The organism is Duganella sp. CF402 (assembly GCF_900109645.1).
Classification (GTDB): Bacteria; Pseudomonadota; Gammaproteobacteria; order Burkholderiales; family Burkholderiaceae_D; genus Rugamonas.
The window spans coordinates 811,484-830,959 of the sequence record NZ_FOBG01000001.1; the positions used below are offsets into that span (position 1 = coordinate 811,484).

Annotated in this window: 19 protein-coding genes; 15 read left to right on the top strand and 4 right to left on the bottom strand. The window is 63.0% G+C overall.

The genetic code is table 11. The features are described 5' to 3' along the window. The first annotated feature begins 54 nt into the window (after nt 1-54). Nucleotides 55-1,065, top strand: a complete 1,011-nt coding sequence (locus BMZ70_RS03750; protein WP_229205282.1) for an RluA family pseudouridine synthase — start codon at nt 55-57, stop codon at nt 1,063-1,065. After that, entirely contained in the window at nt 1,065-1,853 is a 789-nt protein-coding gene (gene pgeF / locus BMZ70_RS03755) for a peptidoglycan editing factor PgeF (protein ID WP_092270104.1), read from the top strand. Before BMZ70_RS03750 ends, pgeF begins: the two co-directional genes overlap by 1 nt. Nucleotides 1,854-1,855: 2 nt before the next feature. Here pgeF and BMZ70_RS03760 read toward each other — a convergent pair whose 3' ends face one another. Then, a complete protein-coding gene (locus tag BMZ70_RS03760) occupies nt 1,856-2,035 on the bottom strand; it encodes a hypothetical protein (RefSeq protein ID WP_092270107.1) in 180 nt (59 codons plus the stop codon). Nucleotides 2,036-2,064: 29 nt separating this feature from the next. Between BMZ70_RS03760 and phaC the strand changes: the two genes are divergently transcribed. From phaC to BMZ70_RS03810, 10 genes are all read left to right on the top strand, one after another. Beyond that, nucleotides 2,065-3,771 (top strand): class I poly(R)-hydroxyalkanoic acid synthase, encoded by a 1,707-nt coding sequence (gene phaC, locus BMZ70_RS03765; RefSeq protein WP_092270110.1) that lies wholly within the window; start codon nt 2,065-2,067, stop codon nt 3,769-3,771. Between the two features lie 202 nt (nt 3,772-3,973). After that, a complete protein-coding gene (gene phaR / locus BMZ70_RS03770) occupies nt 3,974-4,525 on the top strand; it encodes a polyhydroxyalkanoate synthesis repressor PhaR (protein WP_092270113.1) in 552 nt (183 codons plus the stop codon). Between the two features lie 166 nt (nt 4,526-4,691). Continuing rightward, nucleotides 4,692-6,050, top strand: a complete 1,359-nt coding sequence (locus BMZ70_RS03775) for a GH1 family beta-glucosidase (RefSeq protein ID WP_255372213.1) — start codon at nt 4,692-4,694, stop codon at nt 6,048-6,050. 45 nt (nt 6,051-6,095) lie between these two features. Beyond that, a complete protein-coding gene (locus BMZ70_RS03780; RefSeq protein ID WP_092270116.1) occupies nt 6,096-7,334 on the top strand; it encodes an ABC transporter substrate-binding protein in 1,239 nt (412 codons plus the stop codon). 3 nt (nt 7,335-7,337) lie between these two features. Beyond that, the gene (locus BMZ70_RS03785) at nt 7,338-8,222 is read left to right on the top strand and encodes a carbohydrate ABC transporter permease (protein ID WP_092270119.1); all 885 of its coding nucleotides are present in this window, start codon (nt 7,338-7,340) and stop codon (nt 8,220-8,222) included. A gap of 92 nt (nt 8,223-8,314) precedes the next feature. Further along, a complete protein-coding gene (locus BMZ70_RS03790; protein WP_092277508.1) occupies nt 8,315-9,187 on the top strand; it encodes a carbohydrate ABC transporter permease in 873 nt (290 codons plus the stop codon). A gap of 4 nt (nt 9,188-9,191) precedes the next feature. Further along, nucleotides 9,192-10,283 carry an ABC transporter ATP-binding protein gene (locus tag BMZ70_RS03795; RefSeq protein ID WP_092270122.1) on the top strand — a complete coding sequence of 364 codons (1,092 nt, stop codon included), beginning with the start codon at nt 9,192-9,194 and terminating at the stop codon, nt 10,281-10,283. 108 nt (nt 10,284-10,391) lie between these two features. Beyond that, the gene (locus BMZ70_RS03800; RefSeq protein ID WP_092270125.1) at nt 10,392-12,785 is read left to right on the top strand and encodes a TonB-dependent receptor; all 2,394 of its coding nucleotides are present in this window, start codon (nt 10,392-10,394) and stop codon (nt 12,783-12,785) included. 97 nt (nt 12,786-12,882) lie between these two features. Continuing rightward, nucleotides 12,883-13,029, top strand: a complete 147-nt coding sequence (locus BMZ70_RS03805) for a DUF2256 domain-containing protein (protein WP_092270128.1) — start codon at nt 12,883-12,885, stop codon at nt 13,027-13,029. Next, nucleotides 13,026-14,309 (top strand): DASH family cryptochrome, encoded by a 1,284-nt coding sequence (locus BMZ70_RS03810; RefSeq protein ID WP_092270131.1) that lies wholly within the window; start codon nt 13,026-13,028, stop codon nt 14,307-14,309. The genes BMZ70_RS03805 and BMZ70_RS03810 overlap by 4 nt, the downstream gene beginning before the upstream one ends. Here BMZ70_RS03810 and BMZ70_RS03815 read toward each other — a convergent pair. From BMZ70_RS03815 to BMZ70_RS03825, 3 genes are read right to left on the bottom strand one after another with little or no spacing between them, the layout of a single operon-like run. Further along, nucleotides 14,306-14,731, bottom strand: coding sequence for a BLUF domain-containing protein (locus BMZ70_RS03815; RefSeq protein ID WP_092270134.1), 426 nt, complete (start codon nt 14,729-14,731; stop codon nt 14,306-14,308). The genes BMZ70_RS03810 and BMZ70_RS03815 overlap by 4 nt on opposite strands. 13 nt (nt 14,732-14,744) lie before the next feature. Then, nucleotides 14,745-15,452 (bottom strand): GTP cyclohydrolase I, encoded by a 708-nt coding sequence (folE, locus tag BMZ70_RS03820; RefSeq protein ID WP_092277511.1) that lies wholly within the window; start codon nt 15,450-15,452, stop codon nt 14,745-14,747. A 15-nt stretch (nt 15,453-15,467) separates the two neighbouring features. Beyond that, complete coding sequence (locus tag BMZ70_RS03825; protein ID WP_092270137.1) at nt 15,468-15,944, bottom strand: TspO/MBR family protein; 477 nt, start codon at nt 15,942-15,944, stop codon at nt 15,468-15,470. A gap of 112 nt (nt 15,945-16,056) precedes the next feature. Between BMZ70_RS03825 and BMZ70_RS03830 the strand changes: the two genes are divergently transcribed. Genes BMZ70_RS03830 through BMZ70_RS03840 form a run of 3 tightly spaced genes read left to right on the top strand, consistent with a single transcriptional unit; the run spans nt 16,057 to nt 19,476 of the window. Next, the gene (locus BMZ70_RS03830) at nt 16,057-16,434 is read left to right on the top strand and encodes a phosphonate transporter (protein ID WP_092270139.1); all 378 of its coding nucleotides are present in this window, start codon (nt 16,057-16,059) and stop codon (nt 16,432-16,434) included. Beyond that, nucleotides 16,431-17,747: a sensor domain-containing diguanylate cyclase gene (locus tag BMZ70_RS03835; RefSeq protein ID WP_092270142.1), complete on the top strand. Its 1,317-nt coding sequence runs from the start codon at nt 16,431-16,433 to the stop codon at nt 17,745-17,747. The genes BMZ70_RS03830 and BMZ70_RS03835 overlap by 4 nt, the downstream gene beginning before the upstream one ends. Next, nucleotides 17,737-19,476, top strand: coding sequence for a putative bifunctional diguanylate cyclase/phosphodiesterase (locus BMZ70_RS03840; protein ID WP_092270144.1), 1,740 nt, complete (start codon nt 17,737-17,739; stop codon nt 19,474-19,476). Before BMZ70_RS03835 ends, BMZ70_RS03840 begins: the two co-directional genes overlap by 11 nt.

A 19,476-nucleotide genomic window follows, 5' to 3' on the forward strand; every position in this document is an offset into this window, starting at 1 on the left:
ACGAGGCTAATTATAGCCGATAGGATTACCGTGATATTAAACGCAAAGCCAAATTTGGCCGAATCTTCCTCCGATCACGATGCCGACGCCGAACTGGCGCTCCACGATGACGATGACGACGGTCTGGCGCCGATCGAACTCGAACTGAGCCCAGAACACTGCGGCCAGCGCCTCGACAAGATCATTTCCGGCCTGGTCCCGCAATTTTCCCGTGGCCGCCTGCAAACCTGGATTACCGACGGCTTCGTCACGGTCGACGGCAAAACCGCGAAAAGCACCAAGGATACCGTCTACGGCGACGAGAAGATCGTCATTCTGCCCCAACCGGAGCCGGAAGACGAGGCTTTTAAGCCGGAACCGCTCGAACTTAACATTGTTTTTGAAGATGAGCACCTGATCGTCGTGAATAAACCGGCCGGACTGGTGGTTCACCCTGGTAACGGCAACTGGTCCGGCACCCTGCTGAACGGCCTGCTGCACCACTATCCGCAGCTGAGCGGCGTGCCGCGCGCCGGCATCGTGCACCGCCTGGACAAGGACACCAGCGGCCTGATGGTGGTCGGCAAGACACTGGCCGCCCAGACCGACCTGGTGCGCCAGCTGGCCGCGCGCACCGTCAAGCGCGAATACTTCGCCCTGGTGTGGGGCACGCCGCGCATCAGCGGCACCATCGACGCCGCAATGGGCCGCCATCCGCGCGACCGCGTCAAGATGGCGGTGTCGACCGGCATGGGCTCCAAGCCGGCCATCACCCATTACTCGCTGATCGCCAGCGGCAAGCTGGGCGAGGGCCGTCCGGTCAGCCTGGTGCAGTGCCGCCTTGAAACCGGCCGCACCCACCAGATCCGCGTGCACATGCAGTCGATCGGCTTCCCGCTGGTGGGCGACACCGTGTACGGCAAGCAGCATCTGGCCGACTATTTCCCGCGCCAGGCGCTGCAGGCGCGCCGCCTGGGTCTGGTGCACCCGCACACTGGCGAGCAGTGTGAGTGGATGGTGCCGCTGGCACAGGACTTTGCCGAACTGCTGGCCCGCGCCGGCATCGAGGAACCGGAACAGATTTAATGTCGATACAACAGCAATGGTTGTTCCCGCACTGGCCGGGCCTGCCAGATAACATCGGCGTGCTGGCCACCACCCGGCGCGGCGGCGTCAGTCCTGCGCCGTATGGCGATGGCATGGGCGCCGGCGGTCTGAACCTGGGCACCCATGTGGGCGACCAGCCCCACAATGTGGCGCAGAACCGCGCCATTGTGTGCGCCATGCTGCCGAATGAGCCGGTGTGGCTGTCGCAGGTGCACGGTACGGCGGTGGCCAACCTGGCCGACGTCAAGCCGCAGCAGGTGCCCGAGGCGGACGCCAGCATGACCACCATCCCCGGCAAGGTGTGCGTCATCATGACCGCCGACTGCCTGCCGGTGCTGTTCTGCGACCAGCAAGGCACGACCGTGGCCGCCGCCCACGCCGGTTGGCGCGGCCTGGCTGCCGGGGTGCTGGAAAAAACCGTGGAATCCATGCGCGCGGCAGGCGCCGGCGAGTTGATGGCCTGGATGGGGCCGGCCATCGGCGCCTACCAGTTCGAGGTGGGGGCGGATGTGAAACAAGCTTTCCTCAACGGTGCGCTCGATGCGTCCGGCGTGCGCCATGTCGAGGCGGCGTTCACCCCCATCGACGGCAAGCCGGGCAAATACCTGGCCGACATCTACGCGCTGGCACGCTACGTGCTGCATCGTGCTGGGGTGCGCCAGGTGCACGGCGGCGAGTTTTGCACGGTCTCCAATTCCGGCCGCTTTTACTCCTATCGCCGCGACGGCGTCACCGGCCGCCAGGCCAGCCTGATCTGGATCAAGTAGGCCTATTGTCCGACATTGCGGCGGCGTGCTTTGCGCTTGCCGCTGCCGGCGATATAGAACAAGATCCCAAGGGGCAGCACGCAATAGAACAAAAACGTTACAATTCCCGCAACCACGGAAGTTTCGGTCAAGGCCATCAGGCCGACCACGTAGATCCAAGCAACAGCAGTCATCAGCAGCATTGTGTTTAACTCACTTTAGGGAACCACACATGAATTTGCCCGATCCTCAAGTCATTGCCAGCGCCTGGATGTCGCACATGAGCGACCCCGGACAGTGGCAATCCTGGTTCAATGCGGCGCCGGCGGCGGAAGCCCACCCTTTGGCCGCCATGATGCAGGATGTCGGCGCGCACATCAAGCCAGATGAAATGGAGCGGCTGAAGGCTGAATACCTGAAGGATTTCGGCGAGCTGTGGCAGGATTTCGTCGCCGGCAAGACCCCGGCCATCAAGGACCGCCGCTTCACGTCGCCGGCCTGGCAGGGCAATCCGATGACGGCCTTCAACGCGGCGGCCTACCTGCTGAATTCGAAGTTCCTGATGGCGATGGTGGAGACGGTGGAAGCCACTCCCCAGCAAAAACAGAAAATCCGCTTTGCCGTGCAGCAGATCGTCGACGCCATGTCGCCGGCCAACTTCCTGGCCACCAATCCTGAGGCGCAGCAGAAACTGATCGAAACCAAGGGCGAAAGCCTGACCAAGGGCCTGGCCAATATGCTGGGCGACATGGGCAAGGGCCATATTTCGCTGTCGGACGAGTCGGCGTTCGAGGTCGGCCGCAACCTGGCCATGACCGAGGGCACGGTGGTGTATGAGAATCCGCTGTTCCAGCTGATCCAGTACGCGCCGAAGACCGAGACCGTCAACCAGACGCCGCTGCTGATGGTGCCGCCTTGCATCAACAAGTTCTACATCCTCGACCTGCAGCCGGAAAACTCGCTGGTGCGCTACGCGGTGGAGCAGGGCAATACCGTGTTCCTGATCTCGTGGAGCAATCCGGACAAGTCGCTGGCGCGCACCACCTGGGATGACTACGTGGAGAAGGGCGTGATCGAAGCCATCCGCGTGACGCAGGACATCACCGGCGAAGACAAGCTGAATATGTTCGGCTTCTGCGTTGGCGGCACGCTCTGCTCGACCGCGCTGGCGGTGCTGGCCGCGCGCGGCGAGCAGGTCGCCAACAGCCTGACCCTGCTGACCACTTTCCTCGACTTCAGCGATACCGGCGTACTGGACGTGTTCATCGATGAGACGCAAGTGGCGATGCGCGAGCAGCAGCTCAAGGGCGGCGGCCTGATGCCGGGCCGCGACCTGGCCAGCACCTTCTCCAGCCTGCGTCCGAACGACCTGGTGTGGAATTATGTGCAGTCCAACTACCTGAAGGGCAACGACCCGGCCGCGTTTGACCTGCTGTTCTGGAACTCCGACAGCACCAACCTGCCGGGTCCGATGTTCTGCTGGTACCTGCGCAACACCTACCTCGAGAACAAGCTCAAGACCGGCAAGCTGGTGGTGGCCGGCGAGAAGGTGGACCTGAGCAAGATCGACGCCCCGGCCTTTGTCTACGGCTCGCGTGAGGACCACATCGTGCCGTGGCCGTCGGCCTACGAGTCGCTCGGCATCCTGAAGGGCAAGAACCGTTTCGTGCTGGGCGCCTCGGGCCACATTGCCGGCGTGATCAACTCGCCGGCGAAGAACAAGCGCAGCTACTGGATCAACGACGGCGGCAAGGCCAAAAACGCCGAGGCGTGGATGGACGGCGCCACCGAAGTGGCGGGCAGCTGGTGGCCGGAATGGTCCAGGTTCCTGGAGGCGAATGGCGGCAAGAAGGTCAAACCCAAGGCCAAGCCGGGCAACGCCAAATACAAGCCGATCGAGGCCGCGCCGGGCCGCTACGTGAAAGTGAAAGCGGATTAATTTCGCAGGGGAAAAAGCCAGGAAGTTGCCGAAGTATAAATTTGGTTGCGTTGCAATAAAGGCCAAAAGTTATATCAGATTGTGCAAGACTGGCTTTTTCCACTCTATAATAGGGAACGTAGGCACGCGGGAAGGGGATTATCCATCCGCTTCTTTCCGATTTTTAAGAGACATGCGCTGCGGCGCAATAAACGGACTTGTGATGAGTAGTGCGAAAAAAAATGCTGACCGCCTGATTAAAAAATATCCGAACCGTCGTCTGTACGATACGCAGACCAGTTCCTACATCACGTTGACCGACGTGAAACAGCTGGTGCTGGACAACGAGGAATTCACCGTTGTTGATGCCAAGACCAATGAAGACCTGAGCCGCAGCATCCTGTTGCAGATCATTCTGGAAGAAGAGGCCAGCGGCGCGCCGATGTTCTCCAGCGACGTGCTGGCCCAGATCATCCGTTTCTACGGCCACGCCATGCAGGGCATGATGGGTTCTTACCTGGAAAAGAACGTCCAGGCCTTTACCGACATCCAGCGCAAATTCACCAGCACCGCCGTGGGCGGCCAGCCGTTCAGCCCGGAGATGTGGACCCAGTTCATGAATGTTCAGGGCCCGATGATGCAGGGCATGATGAATAACTACATCGATCAGAGCAAGAGCCTGTTCGTGCAGATGCAGGAGCAGATGCAGAACCAGAGCAAAAACCTGTTCGGTACGTTCCCGTTCGTTCCGCCAACGCCGACCGACAAAAAGTAATTTCGCTACGTTCCTTCGCAGCGCACTAACGGCACAGCACCTCCCGGTGACTGTGCCGTTTTTGTAACTCCACTACAAATTGATTGACACTCCAAATTCTTCGGTAGTACTATCGACAACATCTTGTGGAAGCGCTTCCACTGCAAATAATAAACAAGGAGATGTTGTGGTAGAGCAGACGTTTTCGCCGCCGGCCGACTCGGTCCTGTGGCGCAAGGATTTCCTGATGGGCGCGGCCACCGCCGCCTACCAGATCGAGGGTGCGGTCAACGAAGACGGCCGCCTGCCGTCGATCTGGGACACCTTCTCCGCCACGCCGGGCAAGACGCTGGCGGGCGACACCGGCGAGTTCGCCTGCGATCACTATCATCGCTGGGAAGAGGATGTGGAGCTGCTGGCGTCGCTGAATGTCGGCGCCTATCGCCTGTCGATTTCGTGGCCGCGCGTGATGACGCTGGACGGCCAGCCTAACCAGAAGGGCATCGCTTTCTATAAGAAGCTGCTGAAGGCGCTCCGTGCGAAAGGCTTGAAAACCTACGTCACGCTGTACCACTGGGACTTGCCGCAGCATCTGGAAGACAAGGGCGGCTGGGTCAATCGCGACACCGCCTACAAGTTCGCCGAATACGCAGACATGATCAGCAAGGAACTGACTGGCCTGGTCGACGCCTGGGCCACGCTGAACGAGCCGTGGTGCTCGGCCATGCACGGCTACGGCACCGGCCACCACGCGCCGGGCAAGCAGGACGTGGTGTTTGCCACCCAGGCCATGCACCACCTGCTGCTCGGCCACGGCCTGGCGGTCAAGCACCTGCGCGCCAACGATCCGTCGGCGCAAGTGGGCATCGTCGCCAACGTGGGGCGCGGCACCAGCACCGACGAGAGCCCGGCCGGCCAGCGCGCCGCGTGGCTGTTCGAGCTGCAGCACAATAACTGGATCCTCGATCCGCTGCTGAAGAAGTCCTACCCATCGGCCCTGTGGGAACTGTGGCCGGGAGCCGAGCCGACCATCCTGCATGGCGACATGGATATCATCGGCGCGCCGCTGGACTTTTTGGGCATCAATTACTACTTCCGCACCAACGTGATCAGCGACGGTAAGCATGGCTACACCGAAGTCGATCTGGAAGGCGTGGAGCGCACGCAGATGGGCTGGGAAGTGTACCCGGAAGGCCTGCGCCACCTGCTGGTCGGCTTCCACCGCGATTACCCGAACCTGCCGCCGATCTACATCACCGAGAACGGCATGGCGACCGACGATGCAGTGATTGACGGCGAGGTGAATGACGCGCAGCGCATCTCCTTCCTGAACCGCCACCTGGAAGCCGTGAACCAGGCCGTGAAAGCCGGTGTCGATGTACGCGGCTACTTCATCTGGTCGCTGATGGATAACTTCGAATGGGCCTTTGGTTATGAGCGCCGTTTCGGTATCATCCATGTCGATTACGCTACGCAGAAGCGCACGCTGAAACGCAGCGCAAAACTGGTCACACAATTTTTGGCGGAGCGAGCGGCCCGGAATTAAGCAGTACGCATAGAATAGGGCGCTCGACGCCCACAGGGAGACAGAATGCAGAAAGCATCAAAACTGGGCAGCGCCATTGCGCTTGCCCTGGCAGCCAGCGCCGCTCACGCACAAGCGCCGCTGAAAGCCACCGTGATTCACTGGTGGACCTCGGGTGGCGAGTCGGCCGCCGTCAAGCAGTTCGCGGAAGCCTATAACAAGGCCGGCGGACAGTGGGTGGACCAGGCCATCGCCGGCGCCGACCAGTCGCGCGCCACCACCATCAACCGCATCGTCGGCGGCAATGCGCCGACCGCCGCGCAGTTCAACACCTCCAGGCAGTTCCGCGATTTCGTGGAGCAGGGCTTGCTGAATAACGTCGACGACGTGGCGATCGCCGGCAAGTGGGATCAGGTGATGCCGCCGTCGATTCTGCAGGCGATCAAGATCAACGGCCATTTCTATGCCGCGCCGGTGGACATCCACATGCCGGCCTGGTTCTTCTACTCGAAGGCCGCGTATAAAAAAGCCGGCATCACCAACGAGCCGCAATCGTGGGAAGAATTCCTCGCGCAGTTGGGTAAGCTGAAAGCCGCAGGCGTGGTGCCGCTGGCCTTTGGCGGCCAGGTGTGGCAGGAGAAGATTACCTTCGACGCCATCTTCGCGATGGTCGGCGGTGCGGACCTGTATCTCAAAGTGTATCGTGACCGCGACCAGAAGGCTGTGATGTCGCCGCAATTCAAACAAGTGCTGGTCGAGTTCAAGAAGCTGAAGGGCTTCGTGGACGCAGGCTCGCCGGGCCGCAACTGGAACGACGCCACCGCGATGGTGGTGCAGGGCAAAGCCGGCGTGCAGATCATGGGCGACTGGGCCAAGGGCGAATTCGCCGCCGCCAAGCAGGTGGCCGGCAAGGACTTCGGCTGCTATCCGGGCTTCGGTCCGAAAGCGCCGTACATCGTCGCCGGTGACGCCTTCGTGTTCCCGAAAACGAACGACGCCAATGCGGTCAAGGCGCAAAAACTTTTAGCCAATGTGGTAACGTCTCCAACGGCGCAAGTGGCGTTCGCCGCGCGCAAGGGCGCGATCCCGATTCGCGGCGACGTGGATGAATCGCAGCTCGATATTTGCGCCAAGCTCGGACTGTCCATCATGAAGGACAAGACGCGCCAACTGCCTAACACCGAGATGCTGGCCACGCCGGACACCACCGGCGCGCTGCAGGATGTACTGACCAGCTACTGGAACAAGAACCAGTCTGCGGACGATGCGCAAAAAGCCTTCGCCCGCGCTATCAAGGGCGAATAAGCCATGACTAGGAAACGCCACAACGTTTCATTCGCAGCCTACGTCGCCATCCTGCCGATGGCGTTGACGGTGCTGCTGGCCTACCTCGGCACCATGCTGTGGACGGCGCGCGTGTCGGTATCCAGCTCGCGCACTTTCCCGGCCAGCGATTTTGTCGGCGCCTCGCAGTACATCCGCTTGTTCAACAACGAGCGCTGGCTGCTGTCGCTGCAAAACGTGGCGGTGTACGGCGTGCTGTTTATCGCCGCCTGCCTGATTATCGGCTTCCTGCTGGCGGTGTTCATCGACCAGAAAGTGATGGCGGAAGGCGCGCTGCGCACCATCTTCCTGTACCCGTATGCGATGTCCTTCGTGGCCACGGGCCTGATCTGGCAGTGGATCCTGAATCCTGAACTGGGCATCCAGGAAGTGCTGCATAAACTCGGATGGACCGATGCCCAATTCGACTGGATTGTCGACCAGGATATGGCGATCTACACCATCGTTATCGCCACGGTGTGGCAGGCTTCCGGGCTGGTGATGGCGCTGATGCTGTCCGGCCTGCGCGGCGTGGACGAGGAAATCTGGAAGGCCGCCCGCATCGACGGCATCCCGCGCTGGCGCGTGTATTTGAGCATTGTGCTGCCGATGCTGGGCGCGTCCGTATCGACCGCCTTCGTGCTGCTGTTCGTGATGGTGGTAAAGGTGTTCGACGCCGTGGTCGCGATGACGCAGGGCGGTCCGGGCACGGCCAGCGAAGTGCCGGCCAAGTTCATCATGGATTATCTGTTTGGCCGCGCCAATATCGGCCTGGCTTCCGCTGCTTCGATCGTGCTGCTGCTGACCGTGCTGGCCATCGTCGCGCCGCTGTACTTCGTGCGCAACCGCCGCGCCGCATTGGGGGCATGATGGGACAAGTTGTGAAACTCGATAAAACCGCCGACGCCGCGCAAGCCGCCGAGCAGGCCCGCCTGGCTGCCGCCAACGACGCCAGCATCCCAATGCCGCGTCCGCGCCGCAAGCCTTCGTGGACGCCAGCCCGCATCGGAGTCTATGCCTTCCTGATCGTGGCGGCGCTGTTCTTCCTGCTGCCGCTGTACGTGATGCTGGTGACGTCGGTGAAGCCGATGGAAGAGATCCGCCTCGGCACGCTGTTCGCGCTGCCGCAGCACCTGACGCTGGAGCCGTGGGCGCAAGCCTGGTCGTCGGCATGCACGGGCCTGGAATGCAACGGCATCAAGGGCGGCTTCTGGAACTCCGTCGCCATCGTGGTGCCGAGTACCATCCTGTCGATCGCCATCGGCGCGGTGAACGGCTATGCGCTGTCGTTCTGGCGTCCGCGCGGCGCGGGCTTCCTGTTCGCCATCCTGATGATGGGCGCCTTCATTCCGGTGCAGGTGATGATCTATCCGCTGGTGCGCGTGCTGGCTTACGTGAACCTGTTTAGCTCCCTGCCGGGCATCATCCTGATTCACACCATCTTCGGCATGCCGGTGATGACGCTGTTGTTCCGCAATTACTACGCGGCGCTGCCGCTGGAATTGTTCAAGGCGGCGCGTATCGACGGCGGCGGTTTCTGGCGTATCTTCCTGCAGCTGATGCTGCCGATGTCGACGCCCGTGATCGTGGTCGCGGTCATCATGCAGGTCACCGGTATCTGGAACGACTTCCTGCTGGGTCTTGTGTTTGCAGGCTCCGAGCATTTGCCAATGACGGTCCAGCTGAACAACATCATCAACACCACTACCGGCGAGCGCCTGTACAACGTGAACATGGCGGCGACCATCCTGACTTCGGTCGTGCCGCTGGCGCTCTACTTTATTTCCGGCCGCTGGTTCGTGCGCGGCATCGCTTCTGGCGCAGTGAAGGGTTAAGAACATGTCTAACGTAGCTATTCGTAATTTGCAGATCCAGCTGGGCGGCAACAAGGTCATCGAGTCGCTCAACCTCGACGTGAAAGCAGGGGAGTTCGTGGTGCTGCTCGGTCCTTCGGGCTGCGGCAAGTCGACCCTGTTGCACAGCATCGCGGGCCTGATCGACACCAGCGCCGGCCAGATTGAAATCGGCGGCAAGGACATGACCTGGGCTGACCCGAAGGATCGCGGCATCGCGCTGGTGTTCCAGTCCTACGCGCTGTATCCGACCATGAATGTGGAAGCGAATATGTCGTTCGGCTTGCGCATCAACGGCACGCCGAAAGCGGAAATCGCCCGCCGCGTCTCGCGTGCTTCGGACATGCTGCAACTCGGCCCACTGTTGAAGCGCAAGCCGGCCAACCTGTCGGGCGGCCAGCGTCAGCGCGTGGCGATCGGCCGCGCTATCGTGCGCGAAGCGGATGTGATGTTGTTCGACGAACCGCTGTCCAACCTCGACGCCAAGCTGCGCACCGAATTGCGCCGCGAATTGAAACAGCTGCACAAGCAGCTGGGCGCCACCATGATCTACGTTACGCACGATCAGGTCGAGGCGATGACGCTGGCGCAGCGCATGGCGGTGATGAAGGGCGGCGTGGTGCAGCAGTTCGACACGCCGGACGTGATCTACAACACCCCGGCCAACCTGTTCGTGGCGACTTTCCTTGGCTCGCCGGGCATGAATCTGTTCAAAGGGGAGCTGGAGCAGCAGGGCGCTAAAACCATCTTCACCAACGAGCACCTGTCGGTCGACGTGACCGGCTACCCATTCAAGCAGCCGCTGACCGGCAAGCACGCCTGCGTGCTCGGTGTGCGGCCGGAAGATATCGACGTCGGGCATAGCGACGGCGTCGATGTAAGTGCAGCAGTACGCGCGTCGGTCTCGCTGATCGAGGCGATGGGCGCGCATCGCGTTGTATGGCTGGACTTCCACGGCACGCAAGTCGCGGGCATCGTGCAGGACCAGCAGCAGATTGAAACGGAGAAGGAGATCAGCTTCTCGATCCGTACCAATCGTATTTCCCTGTTTGATGGAGCCAGCGAACAGCGGCTCTAAACATAGCGTAGTTGCATAAGCACCGGGTCTGCCACGGTATGGCCCGACGCCTTCGTGCGTCTCGTGGTGGAAGCGGTTCCACATGGAAGAAAACGAGGAGACAGACCAATGAAAAAAACCATACTGGCGCTGAGCATCGCGCAAATCGCCATGACCACAGCGGCCTACGCGCAGCAGGCGGCCGGCGGCGACGTCGAGAAAATCATCATCACCGCCACCCGCCGCGACACGCTGGTGCAGGACACGCCGCTGGCCGTCACCGCGTACACGCAGGACACGCTGGCCAACAACCAGGTCAAGGACCTGGCCACTATGACGGCGATGGTACCCAGCCTGGTGGTCGAGCCGCACAGCGATTCGGGCGGCGTGCACGTGTACATGCGCGGCGTCGGCTCGGCCAATCACACGGAGCTGGGCGACCCGGCGGTGGCGTTCTATGTGGACGGCATTTACGTCGCGCGTCCGCAAGGCGCGACGGCGCTGATGTACGACCTGAATCACGTCGAGGTGGCGCGCGGCCCGCAAGGCACGCTGAACGGCCGTAACTCGACCGCCGGCGCGGTCAACCTGGTGTCCGGCGCGCCAAGCACCTCGAAAGTGTTTGGCTCCGCCAGCGTGACGGTGGGCGATTATCACCGCCTGCAAACGCAAGCCATGATCAACATCCCGCTGAGCGACGACATCGCGCTGCGCATCGCCGCCATCAAGGACCAGCATGACGGCTACGTCGATTTCCGCAAGGGCTCCAATGTGGCGCCGGGCGCGCAGAAGTACGGCGCCGGCAACCAGCAGGGCGCGCGCGCTTCGCTGCTGTGGAAGTTCACGCCGGACCTGAAGGCCACCTTCATCGCCGACTACTACGCCGACACCGGCGCCGGCAACATCTACCTGGCGGCCGAACCGAAAGCGGGGCAGGAACTGCGCTCGGCGCTGATCGACACGGTGGGCACGCTGGATCAATCCATCATCACCGCCAAGGGCAAGGTGCAATGGCGTCCAGTCGACGGCATTGAGGCGCAATACCTCGGCGCGTGGAGTCGCCTGAAACGCAGTAACGCCAGCGATGCGGATGCCGGTTTCTATCCGGGCTTTAAAGCGGAGAACCGCACCGAGTGGGGCCAGTTCGACAGCGTGTCGAACGAGCTGCAACTGCGCTCGGACAGCGAAGCGCCGCTGCAATGGGTGGGCGGCCTGTTCTTCTTCAAGGAGAAAAACAAGATCCGCTTCGACATCGACCGCAGCCAGATTTCGGAAGAGATGCTGGCGCAGAGCATCGCTACCGGCAGCGTGATCTTCGTGCAGCCGACCGTTGGCCAGTATGCATCGGCCATGTCCTTCATCCAGGGCAATCGCCAGCTGCATTCCAAGGCCGCCTTTGCACAAGCCAGCTATGAGCTGGACCCGGTGTGGAAGCTGACCGCCGGCGCGCGCTACACCAAGGACCACAAGTTCGACATCGGCGGCCAGAACTGGGCTTGCCCGAACTGGCCGGACAACGCGCCGCGCGGCGCGACGCTGACGCCTAACCAGATCGCGCAGCTGGTGACGCCGGGCGTGGGCACCATCAACACCCACAACATCGGCCCGGGCGGCACGGTGAACCAGTCCACCTGCGGTAACACCTACGGCGACAACACCGCCGATCTGGCCTACGGCCAAGGCACGTATCTGGGCCGCGTGGAGTACAAGGTATCGAAAGACATCCTGACCTTCGCCTCGGTGACCACCGGCTTCCACTCGCCGGCGATTGGCGACGGCGGCGCGACCACCAAGCCTGAAAAACTGACCAGCTATGAATTCGGCTTCAAGTCGGACCTGCTGGATCGCCAGCTGTCCTTGAACATCGATGCGTTCTGGATGAAGTACAAGGACAAGCTGGAATCGCAGGTGGTGAACAACACGCTGCAAAACTTCAACGCCGCCGGCGCGACGGTGAAAGGTATCGAGGCTGAATGGGCATGGCGTCCGACCAGCGTGGACCGCTTCAGCGGCAACGCCACCTGGCTGAAAGCGCGCTATGACGATTTCCTGTCCTGCGACGTGGATGCGGCGCGCGCCAACGGCCAGTCCTGCGGCACCACTGCGCCGACCGTCAACGTGGGCGGCAGCGTATTGAAACACGCACCGACGTTTGCATCGACGCTGATGTACGAGCATGACTTCGACACCGGCAAAGGCCGCATCACGCCGCGCATCTCGGCGCATTACGAGACCAAGTCCTTCGTCGGCTCTGGTGCGTTTGCGAATGACGTGCCGGGCCATCCAGGTGTGAAGATGCAGGATTCGTACACCACGCTGGACCTGAGCGTGCGCTACGAGCCGCGCGGCAAGGCCTACACCGCCGAGCTGTTCGTGAACAACGCCACCGACAAGGAAGTGAAGTACGACGCGATCGAAGTCTGCACGCAAGTTGGTGCGCCATGCCAGCCGAAGCAGCAGATCTGGGCGGCGTACTACAACAACCCGCGCACCTTGGGCGCGCGCGTGTCGATGAAGTTTTAAGTTGTAGTAGTAGGGGGTAGTAGTCTCTTGGGCTGGCGGCTCCCCACTGCCAGCCTTTTTTTTGCGTGCTTCGCGCGGCGGTCGTACAATCTGCGTCATGCACAAGAAGCCATTTCTGCCCGAGAAAATATGCCTGCATTGCGGCCGGCCTTATGCCTGGCGCAAGAAGTGGGAGCGCTGCTGGGATGAGGTGAAATACTGCTCCGAGCGATGCCGGCGCGAGCACAAAAGAGACGCGCAATGAGCACAGTCCTGTTCTGGTTTCGCAATGATTTGCGGCTGCACGACCAGCCGGCCTTGCAGGCGGCGTGCGCCGATGGCACGCACCATTTGGTGCCGGTGTTCTGTCTTCCAGACGTCAATGAAATGAGTCGCTGGGGCTTTGCCCGTATCGGCGCACGGCGCCTTGCGTGGCTGGCGCAGGCATTGCGCGATTTGCAGGACCAACTGGCGTACTTGAATTGCCCGCTGCTGGTGGTTCAAGGTCCGGCGTCGCGCACATTGCCGCAGCTGGCGCAGGCGATGGACGCGGACCGCGTGGTGTGCGAGGAAATCTCCGCGCCAGAAGAGCAGGCGGAGGTGGCCGCCTTGCGCGCGGCTGGGCTGCAGGTGCAAACGGTATGGCAAAGCAGTTTGCTCGATCCGGGCCAACTGCCGTGGGATGCCGCCGGTTTGCCGGCGGTCTTCACGCAATTCCGGCAAGCGGTGGAACGCACGCAGCTTGCGCCGCCATCGCCATTACCTGCGCCATCGACACTGCCGCCGTGGCCCGCCGCGTTCACGGTGCCCGCGCTGCCGCCGTCGCAGTCCGGCATCGTCGCCGACGTCCGCTCTTCGCTGGCCGGCTTGGATGGTGGCGAGCGCGCGGGCCTCGCGCACCTGACTCGCTACCTGGCGCGCAAGCTGCCGGACACTTACAAGCAAACACGCAACGGCCTGACAGGACTGGACTACTCCAGCAAATGGTCGCCCTGGCTGGCCACCGGCGCCTTGTCGGCGCGGCGTATCCTCGCCGAGCTGCGGCAGTTCGAAGCCGCGCACGGCGCCAGCGATGGCAGCTATTGGCTGTGGTTTGAATTACTGTGGCGTGATTATTTCCGCTTCCTGCATCTGCAGCACGGCGTCCGCCTCTACCACGGGCGCGGCATCGGCCAGCTTGCACCGCCAACGCACCACGCGGAGAACTTCGCGCGCTGGCGGCACGGCGAGACAGGTCAGCCGCTGGTCGATGCCGCCATGCGCGAACTCAGCGCCACTGGCTACCTGAGCAACCGGCTGCGGCAAGTCGTGGCAAGTTATCTGATCTACGATTTAGAGGCCGACTGGCGCGCCGGCGCAGCGTGGTTTGAATCCCAACTGGTCGACTACGACGTCTACAGCAACCAGGGCAACTGGCTGTACATCGCCGGACGCGGCTCCGATCCGCGCGGCGGCCGCCGCTTCAATCTCGACAAGCAAACCGTCGAACACGACGCCGACGGCGCCTACCGCCGCCTGTGGGGCAAGCAGAACGGCGCAGCCTAGGCTCCGCCCAATACAGCCGCGCCGCTCATCAGCTCATCGATCAGCGCCAGCGAGCTGTCGCCGCTCAGCGTGTACGGGTCGAACACCGGCAACGCCGAGTAGCGCAGCACGGTGCCGTGATTGAGCTTGTCCAGGTTCGTCTGCCCCATCGTCCAGCCGGCGTAGCGGCGCTCGCTGATTTCAGCGTAGTGCAGTAGCGTGACGTCGCTATGGCGCGAGTCAGCCATGATGCGCGCGTACAGCCGGTTGACCTGTTCGCGCCCGCCCTCCAGCACTTGCAGGAACAGGCGCTCGCTGTGGCATAACACGCCGGTGATCCCTGCCGGCGGATTGTGCCGGCGAGACTGCTCGAGGATGGCGCTGACAGCAGCGCTATCGGCCGGCGCGGCGGCACGGCTGGCGTACAACAATCGAACTAGCATACGGTCTCCTTGTTCAACGTTTGATCAGGGCGAGGAACTCGCGCCGCAGGGCGGCATCCTTGAGGAAGGAGCCGTGCATGACGCTGTTGATCATACGTGCGTCGTTGTCCTTCACGCCGCGCCACTGCATGCAGAAGTGATCGGCCTCCATGATGATGGCCAGGCCGTCCGGCTGTACCTTCTCCTGCAGCAGCTCGGCCAACTGCTTCACGGCTTCCTCCTGGATCTGCGGCCGGCTCATGATCCAGCTGGCCAGCCGCGCATACTTGGACAGGCCGATCAGGTTGGAGTGCTGGTTGGGCATCACGCCGATCCACACTTTGCCCATCACCGGGCACAAATGGTGCGAGCAGGCGCTGCGCACGGTGATCGGGCCGATGATCATCAACTCATTCAGATGCGAGACGTTGGGGAACTCGGTCACTGGCGGCGCCTCCGTGTAGCGGCCGCCGAACACTTCCTGCAAATACATTTTGGCCACGCGGCGCGCGGTATCCTGCGAATTGTGGTCGTTGACGGTATCGATCACCAGGCTTTCCAGCACGCCCTGCATGCGCAGGCTCACTTCGTCGAGCAGGGCGTCAAGTTCGCCGGGTTCGATGTAGGCGGAGATATTGTCGTTGGCGTGAAAACGCGTGCCGCTGCGCATCAGGCGGGCGCGGATACGTTCTGACACCGGCGTGGTGTCGGCGCGGTAGGCGGGAGCCAGTTCGTCGGTCATGGTCATTCCTTGTAATTACAGCAGGCCGGGATTGCGCTGCCAGATGGAGAAGCACAGCGCGCTGGCGAAACTAACCCAGGCGATGTAGGGCAGCAGCAGGGCGGCGGCCACCCCGTCGATGCGGCGGAACAGTACGATGGTGGCGGCAATCAGCAGCCACAGCACAACGATGCAGGCAAATGCCGCCGCACCCATGTGCCAGGAGAAGAACAGCCAGCTCCACAGCGCGTTCAACACCAGCTGGACCAAGTAAACGATGAGCGCCGGGCTGCGGCCGGCACGCGCCACCCGCCATGCGGCGACGGCCATCATCAGGTACAGCAGGGTCCAGACCGGGCCGAACAGCCAGGCGGGCGGCGCCCAGTCCGGCTGGTTCAGCTGGGCGTAAAAGGTGGGGGCCTGGAGCGAACCGAGGCTGGCCACCACGGCAAACAGGGCGGTCACGGCGATCCAGCCGGCGAGTGAGAACAAAGGGCGTAGGATAGTTGTCATGATGTGGCAGTGGGTGGTAATTTAACCGGTGTGCTAATATTACTACTGATGAATAAGAAACGCTACTGATTGGTAGCCACTGTTTTCTAATTGGCAATTTTACGGATAACTTATGCAAATCGATTTCGAGCAGCCCGATCTGGCAACGCTGCTGGCAGGCATGGATGAGGCGGCGCTCGACGCGCTGTCGTTTGGCGTGATCGGCTTCGACGCGGAAAACCGCGTACGGCGCTACAACGCGTTCGAATCGCAGGCGGCCGGCTTGCGTCCGGAGCGCGTGCTGGCGCAGGATCTGTTTACTGTGGTGGCGCCGTGCATGAACAATTTCCTGGTGGCGCAGCGCTTCATCGACGCGCGCGAGGCCGGCGTGCCGCTCGACGAGACCATCAACTACGTGCTGACGCTGCGCATGCGCCCGACCAAAGTGCGGCTGCGGCTGCTGTCGGCGCCGGGCGCCGAGTTCTCCTACGTGCTGGTGCAGCGCCTATGAGCGCCGCCGTTGACGCTCCCGAAGTGGAGGAATACGAGGCGCTGCTGCAGTTCCTGTACATGGCGCCGGTGGGGCTGGTGCAACTGAGCGCCGACGGCAACATCCTGATGCTCAATCCGCTGTCGGCCCAATTGATGATGCCGCTCAGCCGTCATGGCGAGCTGACCAACCTGTTCGAAGCGCTGGCGCCGGTGGCGCCCGACCTGCGGCAACTGTGCGCCGCGTATCCGGCCGATAGCGGGCAGATCTGCGACGCCACGCGCCTGTACCTGTATGGCGACCAGGCCGGCCACGGGCCGCAAGTGCTGTCGCTGAGTATGCTCAAGCTGGACGCCAACCGCCTGATGGCCGTGCTCAGCGACGTTACCGAGCAGGACCGGCGCGAGCGCCAGCTGCGCAACACCGACGCCTGGCTGCACGCCATCATGACCAATATTGCCGATTACGCGCTGGTCAGCCTCGATCAGCGCGGCCGCATCGCCGAATGGAACGACAGCATCGGCCGCGTCACCGGCCACGGCCCGGAAGCGGTCGGCCAGCCGTACGCTTTGTTCTCCCCGGAGGACTCGACTACGCCGATGCGCCAGCAGGATCGCCTGCGCGAGGCCGACGAAAACGGCTGGTCCCTCGAGGAAGGCATGCGCCGGCGCGCCGACGGCAGCCAGTTCTGGGCCAGCGCCATGATCGCGCCGCTGCCGGGGCGGCTGGGTGGGGACAGCGGCGAGCCGGCTTACTGCATGATCATCCGCGACATCTCGGACAAGCGCGAGATCAGCCAGAGCCTGCGCCAGGCCGCGTATTGCGACCACCTGACCGGCTTGTCCAACCGGCGCGCGTTCTTCGAGTCGGCCGAGCTGGAACTGGCGCGCAATAAAAAGACGCCACGCCCGATTTCCCTGATCATGCTGGACGCCGATCACTTCAAGGCGATCAATGACAACTACGGCCATCCGGCCGGCGACGCGGTGCTGTGCCGGCTGGCCGCCGCAATGCGCGCCGTCTGCCGCGAGGTGGACGTGCTGGCCCGCATCGGCGGCGAGGAGTTTGCCGTCCTGCTGCCCTCGGTGGGGCTGGCGGATGCGCTGGCGGTGGCGGAGCGCTTGCGCGTGCAGGTGGAGCGCAGCCCTGTGCTGTACCAGCGTCAGCGCATTCCTTGCACCATCAGCCTGGGTGTAGCGGTGCTGGATGACAGCACGGCCGGTTTTGAAGGCTTGCTGGCGCGCGCCGACCAGGCCTTGTACCAGGCCAAGCGGGGCGGGCGCAATCGGGTGGCGGAGTGGTTGGCTGGAGAAGGGATGCAAGATGCAGACTGACGGCGATGATGCTTACGAAACCTTGATGCAGTTCCTGTACCGCGCGCCGGTGGCGTTGATGCAGCTGCGGCTGGACGGCGAGATCGAGATGCTCAATCCGATGGCGTCGCAGTTGCTCATGCCGCTGGCGCCGGATGGCGAGCTGACTAACCTGTTCAAGGTGCTGCGCGCGCACGCACCTGACCTGGCGCAGCAGTGCGCCGACTTCGCGCCCGAACACGGCGTGATTTGCGAGAGCCGGCGCATTTTGCTGTCCGCCGGCGGCGACAAGGGACCGTCGGTACTCTCGCTTGGCTTGCTGAAGGTGGATGGCCAACGCGTGATGGCGGTGCTGCTCGACGTGACGCATGAAGTGGTGCGCGAACAGCGCGTGCTGGCGCGCCGCCTGGCCAGCGCCGCGCGTCTCGATCTGCTGACGCAACTGGCCAATCGCAGCCGTGCGCTGGAGCTGCTGCAGGACATGGTGCAGCGCGCACGCCGTCTCGAAGACGGGCATTGTGCGGTCATGTTCCTCAATCTGGACCGTTTCAAGCAGGTCAACGACACTTACGGCAACGAGGTTGGCGACCAGGTGATGGTGCTGGTGGCCGAGCGCTTGCGCACCACGGTGCGCGCCAGCAGCCGTCCTCCGGGACAGTCGCACGTCACCGAGGTCGCCGCGCGCGTCGGCGGGGATGAATTCGCGCTGCTGCTGGACGGGCTGCCGCAGCCCGACACCGTCGAACGCATCGCCGCGCGCCTGCTGGATCGTTTGACCCTTCCGTACCAGGTAGGCGCTCATGAGCTGACCTGTACCTTCAGCATCGGCATTGTGGTGCTGGAGGCCGGTCAGCAGCAGGCCGACGATGTGCTGCGCGACGCGGCCATCGCCATGCGGGTGGCCAAGGCCGAAGGCGGCAATCAGTTTTCCGTGTTCGCGCGCCACATGCGCGAGCAGGCCATCCTGCGCGGCGGCCTCGAGGCGGACCTGCGCAGCGCCATCGAGCGCGGCGAATTGTTCACGGTGTACCAGCCAGTCGTGGGGCTGCTGCCCGATGGCCACGTCGACCGCGCCGCCGGGGTGGAAGCGCTGGTGCGCTGGCGCCATCCGGTGCGCGGCGAGGTCGGGCCGGTGGAATTCATCGGCATCGCCGAGGACTGCGGTTTGATCGGCGCCATCGGCGAGCAGGTGCTGGCTATGGCCTGCGCCGATTTCGCTCGCTGGCGCCGGCAACTTGGCGACAGGGCGCCGCGCCTGCTGGCGGTCAATCTCTCGCGCGCGCAGCTGAACCAGCCGGGATTGTGCGAGCGGGTCAGCGCCATCATGGCCGCCAACGGCATGGAGCCGGGCAGCCTGCAACTGGAGATTACCGAGAGCCTGGCGGCGCAAGGCAAGGATATCCAGGACCAGCTACTGGGCTTGAAGGCGGTGGGGGTGAAACTGGCGCTGGACGATTTCGGCACCGGCTACTCGTCCTTATCCAGCCTGCATTTGCTGCCGGTGGATACGGTCAAGATCGACCGCTCCTTCATCACCCTGGCCGCCACCAGCCGCCATCACGAAGTGCTGATCGAGGCGACGGTGAAGGTGGCGCGCAGCCTGGGCATGAATACGGTGGCCGAGGGCATCGAGACGCCGCAGCAGGCGGCGGTGGTGTCGGCCCAGGGCTGCGACAAGGGGCAGGGCTATTTGTACAGCCGGCCGATTTCCGGCGCCGCCATCGAGGCATGGCTGGCCGGTCCGGCCTAG

What these genes read in the sequence shown, in the direction of transcription:
- BMZ70_RS03805 (WP_092270128.1), top strand. Translation starts at nt 12,883, where the DNA reads ATGCACAAGAAGCCATTTCTGCCCGAGAAAATATGCCTGCATTGCGGC.
- BMZ70_RS03785 (WP_092270119.1), top strand. Translation starts at nt 7,338, where the DNA reads ATGACTAGGAAACGCCACAACGTTTCATTCGCAGCCTACGTCGCCATC.
- BMZ70_RS03825 (WP_092270137.1), bottom strand. Translation starts at nt 15,944, where the DNA reads ATGACAACTATCCTACGCCCTTTGTTCTCACTCGCCGGCTGGATCGCC.
- BMZ70_RS03790 (WP_092277508.1), top strand. Translation starts at nt 8,315, where the DNA reads ATGCCGCGTCCGCGCCGCAAGCCTTCGTGGACGCCAGCCCGCATCGGA.
- BMZ70_RS03800 (WP_092270125.1), top strand. Translation starts at nt 10,392, where the DNA reads ATGAAAAAAACCATACTGGCGCTGAGCATCGCGCAAATCGCCATGACC.
- BMZ70_RS03760 (WP_092270107.1), bottom strand. Translation starts at nt 2,035, where the DNA reads ATGCTGCTGATGACTGCTGTTGCTTGGATCTACGTGGTCGGCCTGATG.
- BMZ70_RS03835 (WP_092270142.1), top strand. Translation starts at nt 16,431, where the DNA reads ATGAGCGCCGCCGTTGACGCTCCCGAAGTGGAGGAATACGAGGCGCTG.
- phaR (WP_092270113.1), top strand. Translation starts at nt 3,974, where the DNA reads ATGAGTAGTGCGAAAAAAAATGCTGACCGCCTGATTAAAAAATATCCG.
- BMZ70_RS03795 (WP_092270122.1), top strand. Translation starts at nt 9,192, where the DNA reads ATGTCTAACGTAGCTATTCGTAATTTGCAGATCCAGCTGGGCGGCAAC.
- BMZ70_RS03780 (WP_092270116.1), top strand. Translation starts at nt 6,096, where the DNA reads ATGCAGAAAGCATCAAAACTGGGCAGCGCCATTGCGCTTGCCCTGGCA.
- BMZ70_RS03840 (WP_092270144.1), top strand. Translation starts at nt 17,737, where the DNA reads ATGCAGACTGACGGCGATGATGCTTACGAAACCTTGATGCAGTTCCTG.
- BMZ70_RS03810 (WP_092270131.1), top strand. Translation starts at nt 13,026, where the DNA reads ATGAGCACAGTCCTGTTCTGGTTTCGCAATGATTTGCGGCTGCACGAC.
- phaC (WP_092270110.1), top strand. Translation starts at nt 2,065, where the DNA reads ATGAATTTGCCCGATCCTCAAGTCATTGCCAGCGCCTGGATGTCGCAC.
- BMZ70_RS03830 (WP_092270139.1), top strand. Translation starts at nt 16,057, where the DNA reads ATGCAAATCGATTTCGAGCAGCCCGATCTGGCAACGCTGCTGGCAGGC.
- BMZ70_RS03815 (WP_092270134.1), bottom strand. Translation starts at nt 14,731, where the DNA reads ATGCTAGTTCGATTGTTGTACGCCAGCCGTGCCGCCGCGCCGGCCGAT.
- pgeF (WP_092270104.1), top strand. Translation starts at nt 1,065, where the DNA reads ATGTCGATACAACAGCAATGGTTGTTCCCGCACTGGCCGGGCCTGCCA.
- folE (WP_092277511.1), bottom strand. Translation starts at nt 15,452, where the DNA reads ATGACCGACGAACTGGCTCCCGCCTACCGCGCCGACACCACGCCGGTG.